20 protein-coding genes and 3 tRNA genes are annotated in these 21,267 nt (G+C 48.2%); 8 read left to right on the top strand and 15 right to left on the bottom strand.

All coding sequences use genetic code 11. The annotated features are described in order from the left end of the window. Positions 1–116 precede the first annotated feature (116 nt). From rnc to leuS, 5 genes are all read right to left on the bottom strand, one after another. Positions 117–842 (bottom strand): ribonuclease III, encoded by a 726-nt coding sequence (rnc, locus tag VD907_02090; protein HYG83642.1) that lies wholly within the window; start codon positions 840–842, stop codon positions 117–119. Positions 843–851: 9 nt separating this feature from the next. Then, a complete protein-coding gene (locus VD907_02085) occupies positions 852–1,346 on the bottom strand; it encodes an NUDIX domain-containing protein (protein ID HYG83641.1) in 495 nt (164 codons plus the stop codon). After that, positions 1,327–1,785, bottom strand: coding sequence for a transcription antitermination factor NusB (nusB, locus tag VD907_02080; protein ID HYG83640.1), 459 nt, complete (start codon positions 1,783–1,785; stop codon positions 1,327–1,329). Before nusB ends, VD907_02085 begins: the two co-directional genes overlap by 20 nt. Positions 1,786–1,830: 45 nt before the next feature. Next, complete coding sequence (locus VD907_02075) at positions 1,831–2,040, bottom strand: hypothetical protein (GenBank protein HYG83639.1); 210 nt, start codon at positions 2,038–2,040, stop codon at positions 1,831–1,833. A 203-nt stretch (positions 2,041–2,243) separates the two neighbouring features. Continuing rightward, entirely contained in the window at positions 2,244–4,673 is a 2,430-nt protein-coding gene (gene leuS, locus VD907_02070) for a leucine--tRNA ligase (protein HYG83638.1), read from the bottom strand. Positions 4,674–4,813: 140 nt separating this feature from the next. Between leuS and VD907_02065 the strand changes: the two genes are divergently transcribed. Next, positions 4,814–4,972 carry a hypothetical protein gene (locus VD907_02065; protein ID HYG83637.1) on the top strand — a complete coding sequence of 53 codons (159 nt, stop codon included), beginning with the start codon at positions 4,814–4,816 and terminating at the stop codon, positions 4,970–4,972. 429 nt (positions 4,973–5,401) lie between these two features. On the opposite strand, the gene VD907_02060 is transcribed toward VD907_02065, so the two are convergent. After that, the gene (locus tag VD907_02060; protein ID HYG83636.1) at positions 5,402–6,676 is read right to left on the bottom strand and encodes a Mur ligase family protein; all 1,275 of its coding nucleotides are present in this window, start codon (positions 6,674–6,676) and stop codon (positions 5,402–5,404) included. Positions 6,677–6,732: 56 nt separating this feature from the next. Continuing rightward, positions 6,733–7,959 carry an L-histidine N(alpha)-methyltransferase gene (locus VD907_02055; protein HYG83635.1) on the bottom strand — a complete coding sequence of 409 codons (1,227 nt, stop codon included), beginning with the start codon at positions 7,957–7,959 and terminating at the stop codon, positions 6,733–6,735. A 253-nt stretch (positions 7,960–8,212) separates the two neighbouring features. Here VD907_02055 and VD907_02050 point away from each other — a divergent pair, with 253 nt between their 5' ends. Beyond that, on the top strand, positions 8,213–8,518 hold the full coding sequence (locus VD907_02050) for a hypothetical protein (protein HYG83634.1): 306 nt from the start codon (positions 8,213–8,215) through the stop codon (positions 8,516–8,518). A 90-nt stretch (positions 8,519–8,608) separates the two neighbouring features. On the opposite strand, the gene VD907_02045 is transcribed toward VD907_02050, so the two are convergent. Further along, positions 8,609–8,685, bottom strand: a tRNA-Ala gene (locus tag VD907_02045). Between the two features lie 144 nt (positions 8,686–8,829). Here VD907_02045 and VD907_02040 point away from each other — a divergent pair. Further along, the gene (locus VD907_02040) at positions 8,830–9,393 is read left to right on the top strand and encodes a hypothetical protein (GenBank protein HYG83633.1); all 564 of its coding nucleotides are present in this window, start codon (positions 8,830–8,832) and stop codon (positions 9,391–9,393) included. 387 nt (positions 9,394–9,780) lie between these two features. Then, the gene (locus tag VD907_02035; protein HYG83632.1) at positions 9,781–10,104 is read left to right on the top strand and encodes an RNA-binding protein; all 324 of its coding nucleotides are present in this window, start codon (positions 9,781–9,783) and stop codon (positions 10,102–10,104) included. A 278-nt stretch (positions 10,105–10,382) separates the two neighbouring features. Here VD907_02035 and ligA read toward each other — a convergent pair whose 3' ends face one another. The 7 genes from ligA to VD907_02000 all read right to left on the bottom strand — a co-directional run bounded on the left by ligA (position 10,383) and on the right by VD907_02000 (position 16,265). After that, entirely contained in the window at positions 10,383–12,407 is a 2,025-nt protein-coding gene (gene ligA, locus VD907_02030; GenBank protein HYG83631.1) for an NAD-dependent DNA ligase LigA, read from the bottom strand. Next, the gene (locus tag VD907_02025) at positions 12,397–13,416 is read right to left on the bottom strand and encodes a hypothetical protein (protein HYG83630.1); all 1,020 of its coding nucleotides are present in this window, start codon (positions 13,414–13,416) and stop codon (positions 12,397–12,399) included. The genes ligA and VD907_02025 overlap by 11 nt, the downstream gene beginning before the upstream one ends. A 10-nt stretch (positions 13,417–13,426) precedes the next feature. After that, positions 13,427–14,305 (bottom strand): M48 family metalloprotease, encoded by an 879-nt coding sequence (locus tag VD907_02020; GenBank protein HYG83629.1) that lies wholly within the window; start codon positions 14,303–14,305, stop codon positions 13,427–13,429. A gap of 29 nt (positions 14,306–14,334) precedes the next feature. Further along, positions 14,335–14,892, bottom strand: coding sequence for a LemA family protein (locus tag VD907_02015; protein ID HYG83628.1), 558 nt, complete (start codon positions 14,890–14,892; stop codon positions 14,335–14,337). Between the two features lie 105 nt (positions 14,893–14,997). Continuing rightward, a tRNA-Leu gene (locus VD907_02010) sits at positions 14,998–15,085 on the bottom strand. A gap of 12 nt (positions 15,086–15,097) precedes the next feature. Next, positions 15,098–15,171: transfer RNA gene (locus tag VD907_02005), tRNA-Cys, on the bottom strand. A gap of 50 nt (positions 15,172–15,221) precedes the next feature. After that, positions 15,222–16,265 carry a hypothetical protein gene (locus VD907_02000; GenBank protein ID HYG83627.1) on the bottom strand — a complete coding sequence of 348 codons (1,044 nt, stop codon included), beginning with the start codon at positions 16,263–16,265 and terminating at the stop codon, positions 15,222–15,224. Between the two features lie 107 nt (positions 16,266–16,372). Between VD907_02000 and VD907_01995 the strand changes: the two genes are divergently transcribed. The 4 genes from VD907_01995 to VD907_01980 all read left to right on the top strand — a co-directional run bounded on the left by VD907_01995 (position 16,373) and on the right by VD907_01980 (position 21,267). After that, positions 16,373–17,155: a hypothetical protein gene (locus tag VD907_01995; GenBank protein ID HYG83626.1), complete on the top strand. Its 783-nt coding sequence runs from the start codon at positions 16,373–16,375 to the stop codon at positions 17,153–17,155. 346 nt (positions 17,156–17,501) lie between these two features. Next, a complete protein-coding gene (locus VD907_01990) occupies positions 17,502–18,176 on the top strand; it encodes a response regulator transcription factor (protein ID HYG83625.1) in 675 nt (224 codons plus the stop codon). Between the two features lie 174 nt (positions 18,177–18,350). Further along, on the top strand, positions 18,351–19,715 hold the full coding sequence (locus tag VD907_01985; GenBank protein HYG83624.1) for a HAMP domain-containing sensor histidine kinase: 1,365 nt from the start codon (positions 18,351–18,353) through the stop codon (positions 19,713–19,715). Next, a complete protein-coding gene (locus VD907_01980) occupies positions 19,705–21,267 on the top strand; it encodes a hypothetical protein (protein HYG83623.1) in 1,563 nt (520 codons plus the stop codon). Before VD907_01985 ends, VD907_01980 begins: the two co-directional genes overlap by 11 nt.

Genomic DNA, 21,267 nt, shown 5'->3' with positions numbered 1-21,267 from the left:
AGTCATTAAAATTATATAGTTCAACTCTGGCCTATATTACGCGGTTTTGTCTCTGTTGTCAATCTGTTTAGGCAATTTTTTACTCGCTTGCCTCTCAGAAATCCCCGCTGTGCACGTTATCTTTGAGACTCCGTTTCGCGGACAGCTCGTGCTTTATAGACCTTAAGCGCGGCTTCAGCGGCCTTTTGCTGGGCAATTTGCTTAGAGGGGCCAGTGCCTTTGCCCATTAATTTTGGCCCGACAAATACACCAAGCGTGAAAATTTTGTCGTGATCCGGGCCGACTTCTTCAAGCACTTTATAGGAAGGCGTAAAGCCGTCCATGCGCTGCGACACCTCTTGCAGATGCGATTTCGGATCGCGCCAACTGCCGGTTTCGAGAATACCGCTTAATTTCTTTAAGATGTGCTGATCGATAAAATCCCGTGCTGTTTCGTAGCCTTTTTCAATATAAATAGCACCAATCAAGGCTTCGAAGGCATTAGCCAGAATCTGCTGCCGCGCCCGTTCACTGCCTTGGCGCTCGCCACGGCTCAGGCGCATCAGTGGCGCATAGCCCAGTGCCTCACCAGCTGCACCAATGCTCTCTGTCCGCACTAGCGCTGCTCGCCAGCTGGTCAAAATGCCTTCTGGCTCCGAGTAGTTACGATAAAGAAAGTCAGTTACCACAAGTTCAAGCACGGCATCGCCTAGAAATTCGAGCCGCTCGTTATGTTCTTTAGCGCTTTGTTTGTGCTCGTTCATGTAGCTTCGGTGCGTTAGGGCAGTGATTAGCAGCTCAATATTTTCGAACTCTAAACCAAGCTTTTGGCGGGCAAATTCTTTATACGGCGTCGTGTCCATGCCACTCATTTATAAATTCTCCTGTCGAATTCGCTTCATGGCCAGTAACATCAGCTTCCCGATGTCTTCATATTCGATTTGCTCGAGGGCATCCGGAAAAGTAAACCAGCGAATGCCGTTCATCCACTCTTCTTTTTTGATGTCGTTTGTATCGCCTTTGGCCCGCACCAAGTAAATCTGCGTCGTCATCATCACCAAAGTGTTAATCCGGCGATAGCGAAAATGGATTTTGCCGAGCCAGCCGATAACTTCGGTGTTTGCAAGGCCGGCTTCTTCAGCAATTTCGCGCACCGCTGTTTCTTGAGCGGTTTCGCCTTCTTCAATGTGACCTTTAGGGATGGTCCAGCGATTTTTAGCATCCTGTATCAATAAAATTTCTACTTCGCCCTTTTTATTGCGACGAAACACCACGCCCCCGGCCGTCGGTTCGCGGACAATCTCTTGAATCGACGGCTTTTTGCGGCTAAAGTATTTTTTGAACTTATCAAACTTCGGTGTCTGCATCGGCTGGCTCCTTAATAAGCTTGCGGTAGGCCGTACCAAGTACGCCGTTCACAAACTTGCTGGAATTATCAGAGCCAAATGCTTTTGCTAGTTCTACCGCTTCGTTAATCGCAACCTTCGGTGGCACGATTTCTGACAATTCTTTCAGTTCAAAAATTGCCATCCGCAAAATTGTCCGATCAATGCGGGCAATTTGCTCAATTGGCCACTCTGGGGCGATTGGCTGAATGATTGCGTCAAGGTCTTTGCGAGCAGCAAATACGCCGTCCACCAGGCGCTTTACGAAGGTCTTATCTTCAACAGTATCCTCGTAACGCCCAAGGTTACGCTCGAGCACTTCATCGATATCAAGCGTTGAATCGTTTGCTTCCTCACGGAACTCGCTTTCATACAGTGTTTGTAGTGCAATTATTCTACCGAGGTGACGGTTTGATGCCATACATCTGGCTCCTTTTTATATAAAATCTGACTTCTAAAACGAAGCCTATTTGCTTGCAGGTGCAGCTTCTTTAGTTTCTTTTTTTGGTGTAGCAATAGTTTGCTTAAGGGCCAATCGAGATTTGCCGCTTTCACGCTTGGTTGTAAACACCTTCACCGGTGATTTGCCGTTGACCATTCGGGCCAGTTTCAATACAAGGTGGCTTCGTCGCAGGCCAGTCTTGCGCGCACTGGTTTGTTTCTTTGGTTTACCCATGAATAAGAATCCTCTTTAGTTTAAATATAAATCTTACGGCGATTATACGCCAAAAACAGAGATTAGGCAAGAACCGGCATGATTATCACCATCACGCTTATGGACAAATTACCACTTGCACATGCTTTTTACAGTAACACGGTTATTTCTCTACTTCATCTTCAAGCATCACCCATAAGGATGCCTGTTAAGGCGATCAATATCTACAAAACAATATTAACCAACTTGCCCGGTACATACACGATTCGTTTTGGCTGGCTATCTTTGGTGAACTTAACCACTCGCTCGTCTTTGAGCGCCTGCGATCGTATATCTTCTTCGCTGGTTTGTGGAGGAACTGAAAGTGTGGCGCGAACTTTACCGTTTACCTGCACAACAATCGTGATGGTATCAATAGCCAGCTGCTGATCGTCCCAATTGGGCCACGCCGCTGCCTGAATAAGTCCTTCACCACCTAGCTGCTGCCAAAGTTCTTCGGCTAAGTGGGGTGCGAATGGCGCGACAAGCTGCACGAGCTGCTTGATTGCTTGTTCCCAATGTGCACCCGACATACCGTTCAGTTTTTGTTTGTAGAGTTCGTTCACAAATTCCATTAAGGCAGCGATGGCGGTATTGAAACGCAGGCTGCTTATATCATCTGTGACTTTTCGAATCGCTTTATGAAGGGCTTTTGTTACTGCCGCGGCATCACCCGCATCTTTGCCTTCATACGCCTGGTATTCTTGCACCAAGGTCCAAATGCGGTTTAAGAACCGGTAAGCTCCGGCGATCCCACCCGAATCCCAGGCGGCATCCAAGTCAATCGGGCCGATAAACAACAAGTAAGTGCGCAGTGTGTCGGCGCCGTAACCCTGATTAACAATATCGAGCGGATCGATAACGTTACCCTTGCTTTTGCTCATTTTGCTGCCATCTTCGGCATTAATCATGCCATGGTAAACCAGTTTTTTAACTGGTTCTTGGAAGTTGACCAATCCCATATCGTAAAATACCCGCGTCCAAAACCGGACGTACAGCAGGTGCGCTACCGCGTGGTCACCACCAACATAATAGTCAAGCGGCGCCCAGTAGTTCACTTTTTCAGGATTCCAGGCAGCTTCATGGTTTTTAGGGTCGGCGTAGCGCAATAAATACCAACTACTACATGCGAAACCGTCCATAGTGTCGGTTTCGCGAATTGCCGGCTGGCCACACTTAGGACAGGTCGTGTGCGTCCACTCTTCTAGGTTGGCTAGCACCGAACGGCCGTCACCTTTAGGGGTGAAATCGTCAACTTCAGGTAAAATAACTGGTAACTGCTCTTCTGGCACGGCTACCGCACCGTGTTCTTTACAGTGAACAATAGGAATGGGCGCACCCCAGTAACGCTGCCGACTTATTAGCCAATCGCGCATTCGGTAATTTACCGTGGGCGTGCCAACATTTTGTTCCGCCAGCCAAGCTGCAATTTGTTCGCGTGCGTCTTCGGTGCGCGTGCCATCAAATGCGCCAGAATTTATAAGCACCCCTTCGCCATGATACGGCGATACAATATCGTCGCTTGGCTTATCTATTACTTCAACCACTGGCAAATTAAAAGCTTCAGCAAAAGCAAAATCACGCTCATCGTGCGCCGGCACTGCCATAATTGCGCCGGTGCCATAGCCTGGCAAGACATAATCGGCAATCCAAATCGGAATTGCTTCGCCTGTTGCGGGGTTAACAGCCAGGCTACCGGTGGGGACGCCGGTTTTCTCACGGTTAGTGTTCATGCGTTCAATGTCAGATTTTTGTTGAGCGGCGGTGATGTAAGCTTCAGCCACCGCTTTCGCATCGGCCGATAGTAATTTTCGCGCCTGCCGGTGCTCTGGGGCGATAACTAAAAAGGTAGCGCCGAAGATGGTATCTGGCCGAGTGGTAAATACTGTAAGCTTTTCGCTACTGCCTTGCACCTGAAAGTCGATTTCTGCACCCTGCGAACGGCCAATCCAGTTGCGCTGGGCGGCAATGATCTTTTCGGGCCAATCCAGACTATCCAAGCCTTCTAAGAGGTCATCGGCGTAATCGGTAATCTTAAAGAACCACTGCTTCATCGACTTTTTAGTAACCGTACTGCCACAGCGCCAACACTTGCCGCCTTCGACCTGTTCGTTAGCCAACACCGTTTTATCCACTGGGCACCACCATTGGGCGCTTTGTTTTTGATAGGCTAAGCCACGCTCGAATAATTTTGTAAACACCCACTGTGTCCAGCGGTAGTATTCGGGGTCGGAAGTGTTAATTTCGCGCGACCAATCGATGCTTTGCCCCATTCGCTTGACCTGAGTTTTGAAGTTTGCAACGTTAGCAGCTGTTACGTCTGCCGGTTTTTGGTGGGTTTTAATGGCGTAATTTTCGGTGGGCAGGCCAAAAGCATCCCAGCCAATCGGGGCTAGTACATTTTTGCCATGCGCCCGCTGGAAGCGTGCCACTGCATCAACAATAGTGTGTTCAAAAGCGTGCCCAATGTGCATCCCAGCACCACTCGGATACGGAAACATGCACGAAATGTAGAATTTTTGCTTGTCAGATAAATCAGCAGCCGCAAAAGCCCGCTGCGACTCCCAGGCAACTTGCCACTTAGGTTCAATTTCGGAAGGGTTGTAGCGTTTCATTGCCATTTATTATAACAGATGCCACCACTGCATATACCCGCATTGAAGAAGGATTGATGAATCACGCGATATGTGGTTAAATATACTCCGTCCGCTGATTGTGGCTGAATTGTCCAGATATATCTTAAAAAGGAATGGTCATGAGCAAATTTTGGTTTGTTTTTCTTGATTTGCTGTGGCGAATAAGGCGCCTGCCCCGAAACCTATTCGAGCTGTGGCGCCTGCCAAAGGTTAAGGAGGGCGATATTTACATCGACTGTGGAAATCACGTGGTGTATGCACGTCATCGGAGATGGTGAGCCCATCGAGGCTTGGGCCATGGGATTACGACCTCACCAGTGTCTCTCTGCATGATGGATCCGCTCCTCGCAGCTGCTCGACAAAGCACTGTGTCCCGCGAAAGATCTCCCTCGAACATGCCTTGGTATGGCTGGCCATACCGGAAAGGGAGCGCCAAAGAATCCTGGAAAATATCCAGCGCATCCGCGAACAATCTCCAGAGCTCCAGCAAGTATGGAGGTAAGGAGCGCCCCAGCCAATCGGCTGGGGCAGTTTAAATTATTAGGTTACCTTCATTAGATCCCGCGTACATTATTAAAGTCATGATTCAAAAAGTATCCGCGTCAAAAAACAAAATTACACCGTTAAGACCACGAAGAACCTTCACAAGAAATTCCTTGAAATAGGCGCCTCGACTGGCGAACCTAAAGGTAAAACTTATACCGCTATTAAAACTTACTAAACTGTCGCTGCTTAATAGCAAGCCAAGCTGGCGATTGTCGAACGAGGTTGGCTTCGTCGTCGGTAGAATGGAGCAAAATTTTAATCGCTTCTTCGGTAAACACGCCATTTTGCGAACCTTTGGCAAGAATCACCGCACCTTTTTCCATCACGCTGTGCACAAAAGCTCCGGCGTCATATGGGGAAATAAAGCTCCGCACCTGGCAGCCGCGCCGCACCGCTGCCGGCGCTAAGTAGCGCTTCGCCTGCTCGCCCACGGTTACTACCCAGGCAAGTGCGTTAGGGTCGCACATATTACCAACTTTTTCGTGTTCTTGCTGCGATAGTTCGCCCATTTCGTTGATACTGCCTAAAATCGCTATTCGCTGTGGCGCCTGTATTTTGTAGATTGTCTGCAGCGCCGCCACCGCCGCAATCGCGCTTGAATTGTACGAGTCGTCAATCAATATGGTGTTGTTCTGGCCCCTCAGCACGTTCATCCGGCCTTTCACCGGGCGAATTTTCGCGATGCCGCCTTTAATCTCTTCGGCCGTTAAGCCAAGTTTTGCAGCCACCAAGCCAGCCGCCACCGCCGCCTTGGTGTTATGCTCGCCCACCACCTTTAAATTAACGTTGATCTCGCCGACTTCCTGAGTGATTAACTTGCCCGTAAAACCGGTTTCAAAATTGCTATCTTCAATCAGCAAGCGGTATTCCGCTGCACCGCTTAGGCCATAAGTACTGACATTGGCGGTGGTAACCATAGATGCATATTCGCCAGAAATGTCGTCGCGGTTCACGGCAAGCAGCTTGCTGAAGCTAGCCACCGAAAACTCTTCACGCGCGACGGCTTCAATAGTTTTGAAAAACTCCATGTGTTCATTGCTAACCGCCGTCACCACGGCAATATCGGCCTGCAGATAGGTGCCAAAATGGGCAATATCGCCGGGCATGTCGGTGCCCAGTTCTTGCACAATTACGTCAACGTCTTTTTCACCTTTTATACGCAGCCGTGCCGCTTGAAAGACTTTTAGCCAAGCACCGACCGACCGAATTTTGCCCGGATACTCAATGCCCAAAATCGCCAACGGCGCGCTCATATGCATGTTGTGGTTGCCTTCGTGCGTCCGCACCCGAAAACGTTCGGCGAGCACCGTGGCAATTGCCATTTTAGCACTCGTCTTCCCGACACTCCCGACAACTAACACCAACACCGGTTTGTGCTTTTGTAAATATTTTTGCACCAGCTTTTCAAGCCGTTTTTGGATAAATTTTTTAAACATAGTTATGCTTATGATATATGAAAAGCAGGTAAAGCTGAAGCTGTTTGGCAGCCAGTTTAGCGTGCGGTGTCGTCTTTTACTTCGTAAATTAACAGGATATATTCGTTATCTCGAGTTTTGCTGGCGTTTAGCAGTTCAAAGTTATTGCGATCGAACTGCCGAATTACATCGAAGGTATTTTGATGACGAGCCCGCCACAAAAGCAGCGCATCACCTTTTTCAAGGGTAACGGTGCGTTCGCGTCCGTCAATTTCAAAGATGATCGATAACGTGACTTTCATACGGATACGGATGTATCGAGCTTGATCGGTAGTGTCGAAAAGTTGCTCGACGTCGTAGAAGGATTCGTCGATGTTGAGGAGATCGGGGATCATCTTGTGCCGAGGCGGCAACGGTGCAACACTATCATCTGGATTAAAATCAAAGAAAGTACGTGCTCGTGGGGTGTCTAATTTTCTTGTAAATACGAGCAAGTCGTTTCTTCCCATGCTGCGATGAATCAGCTCAAGCGTATATTCAGGGTTACGCAGATTACTTAGCGTCCCACCAAGCAGTAACACGACGTTCATTGCATTACTGCCATCGAAAGAATCTCTTGCGAGTAGATCGTCGAATCTATCCGTGAGAATATCCCGAACATGCCCTTCAAAGTTAACCTTGTCATCAAACCATTCTTTGATGTTTTGCTCAGCAATATCGAGCATTGCCTTACTGTCATCAATCGCTACATAACGATTCAGCAATCCTTGCCGCAATAAGTTAGATAGAAGGCCATGAACAGGCATGGCATTACCAACGCCAAGATCGACTACATTAACACGCTTATTACTGCCTATAAGAGTTGTTATTGAGCTTTGCGCAAGTTCCAAAAGTTTTATTGTACTTGTGAGGGTATTCGGTGTGGTATCGTTAAGCAGCTTCTGCATATACTTATCCCAGAAATCGGCCCCGCCATCAAAATAAGCATACTGCAACGGAATCTCCCGATGCTTCTCAATGTTCGCGATAATATCAAAGATTTCTTCTTCGTTATACAGCTCGTAAAAACGCGCCGACGGCCGAACGGTTTTGCGAGAACGGCTGTTAATAAATTTCTTGCGCTCGCGGGCGAGTTCGTCCATGATTAACTGATTTTTAGCGGTGTTTGCAATGTACACGCGCTGCCCTTCCTGGTGGAGCTGCAGCTCAATCCTGCCTTGTTTGGCAGCGTCGATCCATTTTGCAACTGCGGTCAAAGAGACATGATATTTTTTAGAGACATCGATATTTCGGTAATACTGCATGTGTAAAAAGCGTTCCCACTGAAATTTAAATATTGACCATGATTGAGTAAAAAGTGTATCCTTAAAGTAGCAGCGCTGCTTCTAACGTGCGGACTTCTACACGGCTCGTACGCTAGTTTTCATTTCGTCCCGTTACCTTGGGAAACCAACTGGCCTGTTTAAATTCTCTCAAGGTTAGGCCGGCTTGTAAAGCATTCTTAAATTTTAATTAACAATACTGCCTAAATTTGGCAGTGCAAAGGGGAACTTTGAGATGCAAGATTGTAGCGCCACCCAGACACAAAAAGAACTTATTACAACCGCAACCATTCCGCCGCAGCAAACAACAGTGCTCGATGTTGGGATATTTGAAAGCACCATGCCAGAACCCGAACTTTGCCTTGAATGTTCGTCTAACAGCGTGCAACCTCTACGCATCAGTTTGCTTAAAAGCAATCGCCTGGGTGAATATAGCTTACAATATGAGGTTACAAACCGCAGTAATCGTGGCGTGAGAGTCTCTATATGGGAAGTGCTTAATAGTCGCGCGACACAGACCCGAGCATATATCGAAAATTAGGCCCACAGCTTAGGGATGCGTACATCATTAACACATATCGTTTGTTAACCAGAGCAGGCCTACTCACACAAGATTCGAATAGAACTGCTTTGGTGGAGCATATCGGATTCGAACCGATGACCTCTTCCATGCCATGGAAGCGCGCTAGCCAACTGCGCCAATGCCCCACAATGATAATAATTTCAGTCTACAACATATCCTCGACTATATCAATATACACACATTGTGAATAAAACTCTTGATTTTAATTGTATTTATGATAATGTAGTTCAGTAAGTGTTTGGCAACCTTCGACAGTATCGGGATTCGAGATGCAAACGACGGTTCATCTAGCGGTACCTCACCTCATCAACCACGTCACGCCTGACCCGTGGATCACCAACCTCATGATCGCAGTCTTCGTAGTCTGGGGCGCAGACTTTTTCGCCGATAAAATCCCCGGCGTGAAGGGATTTCAGCGAGCACCACAGATTATTGCACTACTGCTAGTGGCGGTTTCGTTCGACACCCTGTCGGATGTCAAGTTGATTTCAAGTCTTCGTGATCTCTTCATCAAGCTCATTGAGAGTTGGGGGGCTGGCGAGTGGCTCTGGAATATCGGTACAGGCGGGGTCGCACTGGTCATCGCCGCACTCTACGCCCTCCGCTACATGGGTTTGAGCTTTGGCGAGAAGTTGAACTTCCTTCCTAACAAGGGCGCGGAGAACATCTTCTGGGACGGTATTGGGTTCGGCTTGGCGATCTTCGCAGGATCGGTCCTGGCACCCTGGCTTGCGGACGCTATGGAGTTTCTGCGATACTCATTGTTCGCGATCTTCCAGGTACTTATCTTTGGAACGCTGAACCTCCTAGGAAAGGTCGGCTTTACCGCGTAGCCTGTAGCCCTCACCGGTTCAGCCATCCACACCAAAAGCCCGGTGCACAGTTTTTGCTGTGTACCGGGCCTTCTTCATATTTTAATGTAGCTCGCGCGCGCCCACCCGCGGCTCTTTTTTGTTTATGGAAGTTTTTTATATTGATCCGAACGCAAAGAGCCACTTTGCGTACGAGCTCTAGCTGCATTGTACACTAGAACCATAAGCTTTACAAATATTATTAACTTATTCTTAACTAAATTCGCATTGCCCTAGCTATTATTTCATAAATGTGCTTAACTAGTACTGTTCAGAAGCGTCGTATCAGTAGGGCATGTGCGTACAGTTCACTCCTTTTGCGATATGAAACTGGTCGAGTCTGGCATTTGAGAAGTAAAAGGAAAACGTATGGCACAAAAATTGTTTGTAAACAATCTCGCTTGGGAAACCACTAGCGAGAGTTTAGCTGCTCATTTCGCCCCTATGGGTGATATCGAAGAAGCAATCGTTGTTCAGGATCGTGATAGCGGCCGTAGCCGAGGCTACGGCTTTGTTACTTTCAAGAACGACGAAGACGGCAAAAAAGCTGTTGATCAGTTGAATGGTAGCGAACTTGATGGTCGCAACATTAACGTCAACGAAGCTCGCCCACGCGAGGAACGCCCACGCCGCGACTACAGCAGCAACGGCAACCAAAACGGTGGCGGTAGCTTCCGTCAACGCAGCTGGTAAGATAGCTTAAATCTTTCAAAAAAACGCGCTCGCAAAAAGCGCGTTTTTTTGATTACCATGATGTTCTCTAATTCGCTAAAGCAATCCCTCGGTATCGGTTTCATATAATAGCTATAAGGAGCGTACCGTCAGTGTCGAAAGCCTAACTCACTTCTTTACTGTCAGAAATTGGCGCTAGATCAAAATTATGTCGGGGGCCACTATTGACTCTGGGCTTTTTAGTGGACGCTTTGAATTACAGCTGGCACAAATAAGAGCTCCGCACTACTATCTGTTGATCAAGACTCAAGCAGCTCCAAAAAAGCCGCTTCATCGATAATTTTCGTGCCGTACTTCTCGGCTTTGGCAAGTTTGCTAGCTCCGACACTGCCGCCCGCCACAAGATAGGTGGTGTCTTTAGCGACACTGCTTTGGAAGGAACCGCCGAGTTCGCGAATTTTGTCGGCAGCTTCATCCCTGCTCATAGCGCTTAGCGAGCCAGTTATTACAAACGATACGCCGGTAAGCTTACCGGGTTTTGTGTCGGCGACTTGTTGCACAACCACCCCATTCTTCTGGAACTTTTGCAGCAACTTCTGGTTTTCCGGGTCTTCAAACCAGGCAACGATTGACTCTGCCACTACATCGCCAACACCTTCCACCGCCTGTAACTGTTCAAGGGTTGCGGCTTGCAGAGCTGCAAAAGTTTTAAATTCGTTCGCTAGATCAACAGCGGTTTGCGCACCAACATGACGAATACCAAGCGCGTAGAGAAATTTACCAAACGGCGGATTGCGCTTTTCGTTGATAGCGTTTATTAGGTTGGTGGCACTGATTTCGGCAAACCGTTCGAGGCTGAGTACTTGGTCCTTGGTTAGAGCATACAGATCTGCTGGGTCACCAACCAAACCAGCATCAAGCAAAGCCTCAACGTTCTTTTCCCCTAGGCCCGTTATATCCATGGCGCTGCGGCTTGCAAAATGCTGAATATGCCGCAGCATTCGCGCCGGGCAGGCGGGGTTGGGGCAGCGCCAGACCGCTTCGGCTTCTGGCCGGATAAGTTTGGTATCGCACTCGGGGCACTGTGTCGGCATAACAAAGGGTTGCTCAGTGCCGCTGCGTAACTCTACCAGCGGCTGCACCACTTCAGGAATAATATCGCCAGCCTTTCGAACAACTACCGTATCACCAATAAGCACGCCTTTTCGCTCAACTTCGTCTTGGTTGTGCAAGGTGGCCATCTGCACGGTTGAACCAACTACTACTACCGGCTCGAGCATCGCCACCGGTGTCGCGGCACCAGTACGGCCGATGCTGACAAAAATATCTTTAATTCGAGTAGTAGCTTCTTCGGCCGGGTATTTATAGGCAATTGCCCCGCGCGGGTTCTTCCCCACTACCCCAAGTTCGGCGTAGAGCTTGCGGTCGTTGAGTTTTACCACCATGCCATCGGTGTTGTACGGCAAAGTCAGGCGCTTTTTCTCCCAAATCTTTGCAAAATCCATTAGTTCATCGAGCGAATGAAACACTTGGGCTTCTTTATTAATAATGAACCCAAGACCATGAAGGATGTCGTAGGCACGCATGTTGGTAGAGATTTCATCGGGGTTGTCGCGTAGAATATCGTAGGCGCGAAAATACAGCTTGCGCTCGACGGTAATGCGCGGATCGAGTTGACGAATGGTACCAGCTGCTAAGTTGCGCGGATTGGCGTAAGTTTTTTTGCCCTCTTTAGCGAGCTGGGTATTAAGAGCTTCGAAATCTTTTTTATACATCACAATTTCGCCGCGGACTTCGGTCCGGCCACGCCGAAATTGGGCAAATTCTGGTGTTTCGTGGAGTAAAAGCGGCACGCTAGCAATAGTCCGAACGTTACTGGTCACATCTTCACCAATATAGCCATCGCCCCGCGTAACTGCTCGCTGCAGCCTGCCGTCTTGATACACCAGCGAGCACGCCAGACCATCCATTTTAATATCGACAAAAAACTCTACTTTTTCATCCATCATCGGTGCCAAACGGCGAGTGCGCTTGAGCCAAGCTTCAACTTCTTCGCGGTTAAAGACGTCGTTTAGGCTAATCATGCGGCTGGAATGGGCAACTTTTTCAAATTTAGCTATTGGCGCCACACCGACCCGCTGGGTGGGACTATCTGGGGTAATAAGTTCAGGGTATTGTGCTTCAATGGCCTTTAACTCGGCAAATAGCGTGTCGTAGACCGCATCAGAAACTGACGGAGCATCGAGCGCGTGGTATTCGTAAGAATAGCGATGCAGCTGTGCGCGCAGCTTTTCGGCTCGTTCAATAATATCTTTACTCGGCATCAATCAACCTCCTATAAAGTAGATAAATATAGGTCGCACTCCAAACAATTGTAAAAGCGCCAACCACTACCACCGATACCGGCACAAGCGGGAGCCACGAGATGCCTAGTAGGCGGTCTATCAGAATAATCGGAATCAGTAAGAGGGCCCAAAAACAGACAATCATGGCGAGCAGCCACAACAGGCGCAACATTAGCCGCAGCCGCCGGCCAAGCACTAGCTGACCCGCTTCTTTTAACGCCGCAAACGGATACATGCCTGGAATAGTCACTAGCACCATGGCCACCAGCGATGACGTTACCCAGTACAACGACAACACCCCTAGCAGAATAACCGCCAGCCAAAGCATCATGGCTTCTACCCCGCTTTCGCCGATACCGCTTGATTGCGCAACTTGAAGGCCTATAAAGCCGAGTGCCACTGGCAATAGCTGCACAATGATAACCAGGGTAATTAACAAGCTAGGCACAATTGGCGCGCCAGACGAATACAAACCGTCGCGTAGCTTTACCGCGTGCCCGGCAAGTCGCTGCCGCAGCAACCACACCATGGTTAGCCAACAGAGCAGCGATAGCAGTGCGCTATAAATCTGCTGCGCCTCCGATAACGCGCCGCTGTTTAAATCTCCCATTAGGGTCACGCCAAACACGACTAGCGCCTTGGTAAAACCACCAACGTCACCGCCGGTAATTTCCTGGCCGACATCATTCAGGTAAAAGTTAAGTTCGTCGTACGCCTGCTGCGAAATCATGCCCACTGCTAGAATACTGAGCAGTGCATAGACCACCACCACGCCCAGAAACAGCTTTTTGTCTTTAATGAGCACTTGCCACACTTCGCCAGTAAACTTCCAGTAACCAGGCAATTGAAAATCGCGGGCGTAGTCTCGGCGGCGAGTAAGACGAAAGCTTCGGTGCGGCGTCCGCTGCAGGTATTGTTGCCATCGCCCAGTTAGGCGTGATGCTAATCCCGGCTTTTTATTTTTTTCAGTGGTACTAGGCGCCGCCATAGGTGGTAAATTACATTTTTTCCGTCATGGCACGCAGCCGAGCAATGCGATCTTCAATTGGCGGGTGCGTACTAAATAGTTTACCAATAAAGTTACCTTTTAAGGGGTTTGCGAAAAACAAATGGGCGGTTGAGGCATTTTGGCGACGGAGCGTGGCACCTTGGTGTTGAATTTTCTCAAGCGCGCGCGCCAGGCCCTCGGGGTAACGAGTGGTCATAGCACCAGTAGAATCGGCCAGGTATTCTCGTTGGCGAGAAACCGCTAGCTGAATTAACATGGCCACAATCGGCGCCAGAATAATCGCGATTAAACCAAAAATCATGAGCTGCGGCGGTACATTATCGCGGTCGTCACTACTGCTAAACCACATCATGTGAATAAACAAATCAGAAAGCAAGCCGATCGCGCTGACTAAGCCAAACGCAATCATCGACACGCGAATGTCGTAGTTTTTGACGTGGCCAAGCTCGTGCGCCATCACCGCTTCGAGCTCGGTGTCGTCAAGAGCATTTAGGATTCCCGAGGTCGCTGCCACGATTGCATTTTTAGGGTTGCGACCGGTAGCAAAAGCATTTAAAGCCGGATCGTCAATTATAAACACTCTCGGCATTGGCATGCCAGTTGTGATTGCCAGGTTCTCTACAATCCGCCACAACCGCGGGTCGTCGCGCTTTTGGATTTCTTTACCACCCGACATAGCAATCGCCAGCCGTGCTGCGGCAAAGTATTGAATCAGTGCGTAAATTGCCGCTACTACAATAACAATAATTGAAATGTGTGGGTTGCCATAAATAGCACTGGCCAACCACCCGAGCCCCCCGATGAGCAAAAGAAAGCCGGCCATAATAATGACCGTATTTCTTTTATTAGCAGCAATGGCAGAATACATAACTAGTTAGGCCTCTCTTGAAAGAAATGTTAGAAAGAAACTTCAACTGGCTTTTCAACCGAAGCCATGTCATCGACTTCGAAGAATTCTCGGTTTTTAAACCCAAGCCAGCCAGCAAAAAGATTATTTGGGAACAATTGAATTTTGGTATTGAGATCACGGACACCACCGTTATAGAAGCGGCGGGCAGCCTGGATTTTGTCTTCAGTATCAACTAATTCTTGCTGTAGTTGCTGGAAATTCTCGCTAGCCCGTAGTTGTGGGTAGTTTTCAGCTACTGCAAACAAGCTTTTTAGTGCGCCTTCGAATTGGTTTTCAGCTTCGGCTGTTTCTTTAACGCCTTGAGCGTTTAGGGCGTTGGCGCGGGCTTCGGTAACCGCTTCAAACACGCTGCGTTCGTGTTCGGCGTAGCCTTTTACGGTGTTAATAAGGTTCGGAATCAGGTCGAGCCGTCGCTTAAGTTGCACCGTGATATCGCTCCAGGCTTCTTCAACCCGGACATTCAGCTTAACAAGGCTGTTGTAGGTTGCCCATAAGAAGATAATAAAAATCAGTACAATTGCACCGACAACTAGTAATGGAATCATGCTTTCCCTCGCTTTAGATATCGTAATTTATTCTGCTATAAGTATAGCATTTTATCTTGGAATAATACAGGGCTTTGTCCTTAAAAACAAAAGCAAAATAATCTCTGGTAGGCGAGGCGGGACTCGAACCCGCAAGGTTGTTTAGACCAACGGATTTTAAGTCCGTCGCGTATACCAATTCCGCCACTCGCCCGCGGCAATTATCTGGAGGCACCGACCGGGATCGAACCGGTGTACGCGGTTTTGCAGACCGCTGCGTAACCACTCCGCCACGGCGCCCCAAGCAGATATTTGGAATTATACCAACATCGCTAAGTATTTACCAGAAATTACTGTAAGATTTCGAGTTGTGATTTTTCATCCAATGTAAGCTCGGGCGGATACGAGTAGGTTTGCTTGGTCACGCCAATATTGAGCCGTTTGACACTATCTGATTCGGCTGCTTCTCTGTCTTTGTTCACCCCCATAAGCTCGCTGTAGACTGGTAGCTTTGTTGTTTCGTCGATTAAGTAAAAGCCTTTTACCCCGCCGGAATTGCTCGCATTGATGCTGATAAAAGCGTAATCGTACTGGGCATCTGGGTTGTTTTCGGCTTTGAGTTTTTGTATTTCTGCAGCTTTAAAGAAATTTTGGTACAGGGTTTGGTTAACCGATAAGCCATCGCCTTTAGGGGCAAAACTAATCTTACGCACTTTTTTACCCTCAAATGTCTGCTCGCCTTCATCGGTAACCGTAAATAAGTCGGCTTTGATCATTTCTTCTTCCCAAGTTTTGGCCTGTGCGGGCTTTAGGGTTACCGGGAACACACCGTCGTTAATGCGCGCCGGTGCTAAATCAACCACTACAGCCTGGGGATATAGCCCAACACGCTTGCAAGTGACAAACTGCAGGTTCTCGGTTACTCGCGAAAGAGCTAACAGGTCTTGGTTCGCTTCTTGCAAAGTTTTAGCCTCTTCGGACGCGTTGCGGAGGTCGATGTAGTCAGTGCCGTCAATACAGCGACCGAGGGTAAATACGTCTTTTCCAAGGTTTTTATTGGCAAAAACGTTACGGTACTTGCCGGCTGCAACGTCGATCTCGCTCACCGTTGAGGCGACGACCCCAACATTTTTATTAGCCGCAGCATCAGCAGCATTGGCATAGGTTTTTCGGAGCATGGCCACCCGAATTCGCTGCTGCTGGCTGGCGTTCGCTAAGCTTTCGTAGAAGGTTTTCTCGAGATTTGATGACTCGGCCGCTGGCTTGGGCGCGTCATTACGATTAGCTGAAAGAATAGCCACGATAATGCCAACAACCGCCAAAATTGCTACCACAATAGTAAATAAAATCATTCTGTTACGCTGTTTTTGGGGTGAGACCGGCTGCTGATCCATGCATTTGTTCCTTTTCTAAGTTGCTTGTGCTTCACGAGTTATTATAGCAAAATTATGTTTTTAAATGTATACTGTAAGCGAAGCCTCTACCATCTGGATGGGGAAAAATGGCAACAATTGGTTCGCGCGCAGAAAAGCGCGCTTGGACTAAGCGGGAGATGTGGTTTTGGCTTGATCAACTAATCGGCCTGGGGTTGATTGTCGCTTTTTGGTGGCGACAGATTGACGCCTCGCTTGAAGGGCGACCGCCGCTGATTAGCTGGATGTGTTCAGCCGAGGCGGCAATCCTCTGTTTTATCTGGTTGACAATTGAAGCGCGCCGAGTTTCGACCGGCTGGCAACGCAAAGAGATGACGGGGCTGCTCGTCCAGTATAGTGCCATCGTAGCCGGTAACACTACGGTTGTCTGCATTCAGTTCTACCAGCTATTCGTGAGTGGTGGTCGGCTTAAGCCATGGGATGTGACTGTCTTTCAGATCGATCTGATTGGCATGTACATCCTCATCGTGCTCATGACACAGGGGAAGTTGCACCCCAAGTCACCTTGGGCGCGTTGTTGGTATACGGTCGTCCTGAAGGCAACGCCGCAGCTTGTTCAGGCGCTGTGGATCTTCAACAAGAAGGGCGTTATCGACCTTGTCGGTACGATCTTTTTGGTTCTACAGACTCTGTGGCGCTGGAAGGCGCCGCTAGCGGCAATTGTTCGTCAAGACGTGAAGCCAATCACAAAAGCTCAGCCGTTTCCTCGCCGACAGCTCAGGACTATTGTGCAGAAGCTGCGGACGGCGCCAACGAGCGTTAAGGCACTCATGACCGGGTCGTCGCTCGATCTTGCCTCGACACTTCTTGTGTTTTGCGCGGCCTTTGGTACGGCCCTGCATGTCTTCTGAGACGGCTGGTGGTGAATAATCGTTCGCCACCAGCCTCATCTTTTTTAAAAAGCTTTTATTTAATGACAATTTAATCTTGCGGGCGGTATACTACACGGTAAACATAAGACGTAACCGTGCTCAGGCAACAGGCATTGTTACATCTATGTTCGCCGAGGGATATACAGTTAGTGCCAATTGGCGTTAGCAAGCGGCAGCCCTCGGCTTCATGTTTTTAAAACAAAAATTAGCTTTTATTCATAACTTTTCGCCACAAAATACACTTTTCTCGTATAATTATTAAGAATTATTTAATAATTGTGTTCTATTATTAAGCCAAAAGAGCGAAACCTGTATCTATAAAGTTATGAAACTATTAATCGTCGAAGACAACCAGCACCTCTCTGAAAGAATAAAACTTTTGTTTGGTAAAAGTTTTGTTATCGATGTGGTCGAATCAGGCAATGAAGCCCTTAGTAAGGCCGCCTCGGTACAATATGCTGTTATTATTCTTGATCTTGGCTTGCCAGATATATCGGGGAAGAAGGTTTGTGAAAAACTACGGGCCGCCGGCAACCAAGCGGCTATTCTGGTGCTCACCGCTTCAAAAGAACGTAGCGATTGCATTGCACTACTTGAATCAGGCGCCGACGATTATCTCACCAAACCTTTTGACCGCGAAGAATTACAGGCGCGCATCAAAGCGCTCAGTCGTCGCCAAGCTTTTCGGCTAAAGCGAAACATCATTAAACATCGCGACCTGGTGATCGACCTCGATCGCCGGCACGTTGAACGGTCGGGCGTCCCTATTAAGCTCCGACGCAAAGAATTTGACATACTCGAATACCTAATAAATAACCGCGGTCGCGCCGTCACTCGCTCTATGATTCTTAATCATGCCTGGGAAACTACCAAAGATAGCTGGAGCAGCACGGTTGATGTACACATAAAATATTTACGCGACAAGATTGACCGACCATTTGACGCGCCGATAATCAAAACTGCCTATGGTATCGGTTATATGGTCGATGACCCAGCGTAGTATATAATGTAAACTAGAACAGGTTATGGAACAGATTATTACCGCTATTTTGAACGATCCCGAGAAGCGTTCCCCTGAAGCAATCGAAGCTATCCTGGTTGAGCAGGCTGATGGCGGCGAGCCTTGGTTTTAGCACGACCATTAATTTGTAGTTTTAAAATGATAAGCTCACGATTGGAAAAATATTTAAGGCCCGCAACACCACTTCCGCTTGAGCCTGAGCGTGAGCGCACTTTTATTTTTCTTTTGCTTGGCACTTCCGCCTTCACACTGATCGTTTTTATTTTGTTAATCATCGGGGCACTCATCAAAAACGCCACCACCCTCCCCGGTCGCATGGTGATAATTACCATGGCTTCCGCTGCTTTATTCTTAATGTTTACTTTGTGGCGTAAAGCAAAATACCGCCTCGCAGCAACCTTATTGGTGCTCTTTTATGGTGTTATTGCGAGTCTCATCATTATCACCTGGGGCATTGCCACCACTTTTGGCATTTTGCTTCTAAGCGTGACCGTGGTACTGGCAAGCATTTTACTTGGCCCGCGACAATCGTTGTATGCCGCTGGGGCCGCCACATTCGTGTTGATTGGTTTACAAATCGTGATCGATTTTGGTTGGTATACGCCGCTCGAATCAACCGTACGACCCACTGTACTTGGGGAAGTGTTTGGTTATAGTGCAATTTTTGCAGTTTTAGGGCTAGTGTCGTGGTTGTTTGGTAAAAATATGGAAGCATCGCTAAAGAAGGCCAGGGCCGCTGAAGCTGCGCTTTCAAAAGAAAAAGAGTTACTCGAAGTACGAGTTGCCGAACGTACCCTTGAACTTGAAGCGCTGCAATTCCAGGAAATGCAGCAGCTTTACCGGTTTGCCGAAATGGGACAGCTGAGTGCAGCGCTACTTCATGATCTGGCGAATCAGCTAACCGTTTTGACGCTGGACATCGAAGACTTACAGCAACGGGCGCCTCGCTCGGAAGCGGTATCGCGTGCTCGCAATAGCGTTCGGCACCTCGAGCACATGATTGATCGTGTTCGAGCCCAACTACAAGGCGAAAACCCGGAGCGCCGCTTTCATCTTGCCAAGCGAATCAAGGAGACATTGCAGCTACTTAAACAAAAAGCCCACGGAAAGCAGGTTACACTCGAGTTTGAGACTTCAGGAAAAACTTCGACTATGCTCACCGGTGACCCAACCCGTCTGAGCCAAGCAATCGCCATTATTATCACGAATGCTATCGATGCCTACGCAAGAACAAAGTCCCCAAGCAAAAAGGTAGTAAAATTGCAATTATCTGAAGATGCGAATACTTTCTTCATAGCTATTACAGACTGGGGCGCTGGCATTAGCCCTGAGCACAGGCAAAAGATTTTTGAGCCGTTCTTCACCACCAAAGAAACCGGTATGGGTATCGGCTTATTTATTGCGAAACAAATTATCGAGAATCATTTCCACGGATCGCTTGCCCTCGACCCTGCTACCGAATACACAAAGTTTATACTTTCCCTGCCGAAAAGTCCAAAAAAGCAAAATGACCGATGATCAATTAAGTGCGGCGCGTCATTTTCTTGTTTTCACGCCTGTAAGCTCACCGGTTGACGCAGCCGCCCGGCTATTAGCGGGCGACTCACGACCAAACGACGCCCAGACAATTGTCCGGTTTTTAAAGAATGAGAACAGCACAATCGAGACAGCTTTGCTTCTTTTTTTAGTTTTACAGCACACTCGTGCCGAGCTAATTACCGGGGAAATGCTCGCACAGGTTACTCGTTTACTGACTCGCCACGAAGTTACCCCTGGTGGCCCTTACAAAAATACTAACGGGCAGCCGACACTATTAGTTAATTTGCTTACTGCGGCAGCGCTAAATAAGCTCACCATCATTCCGCCATCATTGCTGCGCTACTTAAAAACCACCACACAAAATCATCAGCCTGATTTTGAATCAACCCTTACTAGGTATTTTGTTTCTCGCATGGTTAATGGGGCGCCATTCAGTAGCATCGAGACAGCCCGATTATTCGACTTTCAGCAAAAAGACGGCGGTTTTCCTGCTTTCCAGCACTTCGAAGATGAGCAGCTCTCGCGAATTATAGCTACCAGCCTAGCAATTTTAGTACTCACACCCAAAGACACGCCATCGAATATCACAAAAGACCCTTTTTATGAAACCGTGCAGTCGAGCGTGATGGCACAATTACAGTCACTCCCGTCTTCATCTCGGGCATTGGCCATTCAGGCGGCCGAAAAGATATTCACCGCTGATACAAATCAAGAGATTCTTTTACTGCCACATTTTTTTAATCAATCACTAGCTCACCCGCTCAATCAAGAAGCAATTACTACACTCTGTAAAGCTAACTTTTTTAGTTGGCTGGCTTACACAACATACGATGCCATTCAGGACGACTACACGCACACCAAAGCCCTGCCAATTGCCAATGTCGCGCTGCGGCAAGCGTTAACGCAGTTTAGCCTTTTTGCCCCAACCCAGCGCAGTGAAATTGAACGTTACTTCATTTTGCTTGATGCCGCCAGCAGCTGGGAACTCGCCCATTGCCGCGCCGAAGCGACCGATGCAACTATAGCAATTAAGGCACTTCCGAAGTTCTCTGCCGGCCGCACTCAACTTGCGCACAAATCATTCGTGCATATTCTTGGGCCGCGGCTGATTGCGAAAACTGCGCATTATTCTAATGCCACCCTTAAAAACCTTGAACGCGGCCTGAGCCATTATCTCATTGCGCGCCAATTACAAGATGATGTTTATGACTGGCGAGCAGACATTCGAAAAGGACATCTCAGTTATGTGGTGTGCCATTTACTCAAGAAGCTGGAGCTGACCGCTGGAACATATCAACTGCCCGAGCTGTTAACGGCTATGCAGAAAGAATTTTGGCAAACAGGTGCCGAAGCCCTTGCCACAATACAGCTCAACCATCTTTCAAAAGCGAGAACTTTATTATTTTCCGGTTCAAGCTTGCGTTCACCGTCTCCACTTTTTACGCTTATCGAACAGCTAGAAGCAAACGTAGTGCAAACCCAGCAAAAGTATCGATTACAAAAACAATTTTTGGCGGCCTATAAAAAATGA

The sequence above is a fragment of the Verrucomicrobiia bacterium genome (assembly GCA_035629335.1).
In the GTDB taxonomy this organism is placed as follows: Bacteria; Patescibacteriota; Saccharimonadia; order Saccharimonadales; family Saccharimonadaceae; genus DASUUR01.
This window is presented reverse-complemented; position numbering and strand designations above follow the sequence as displayed.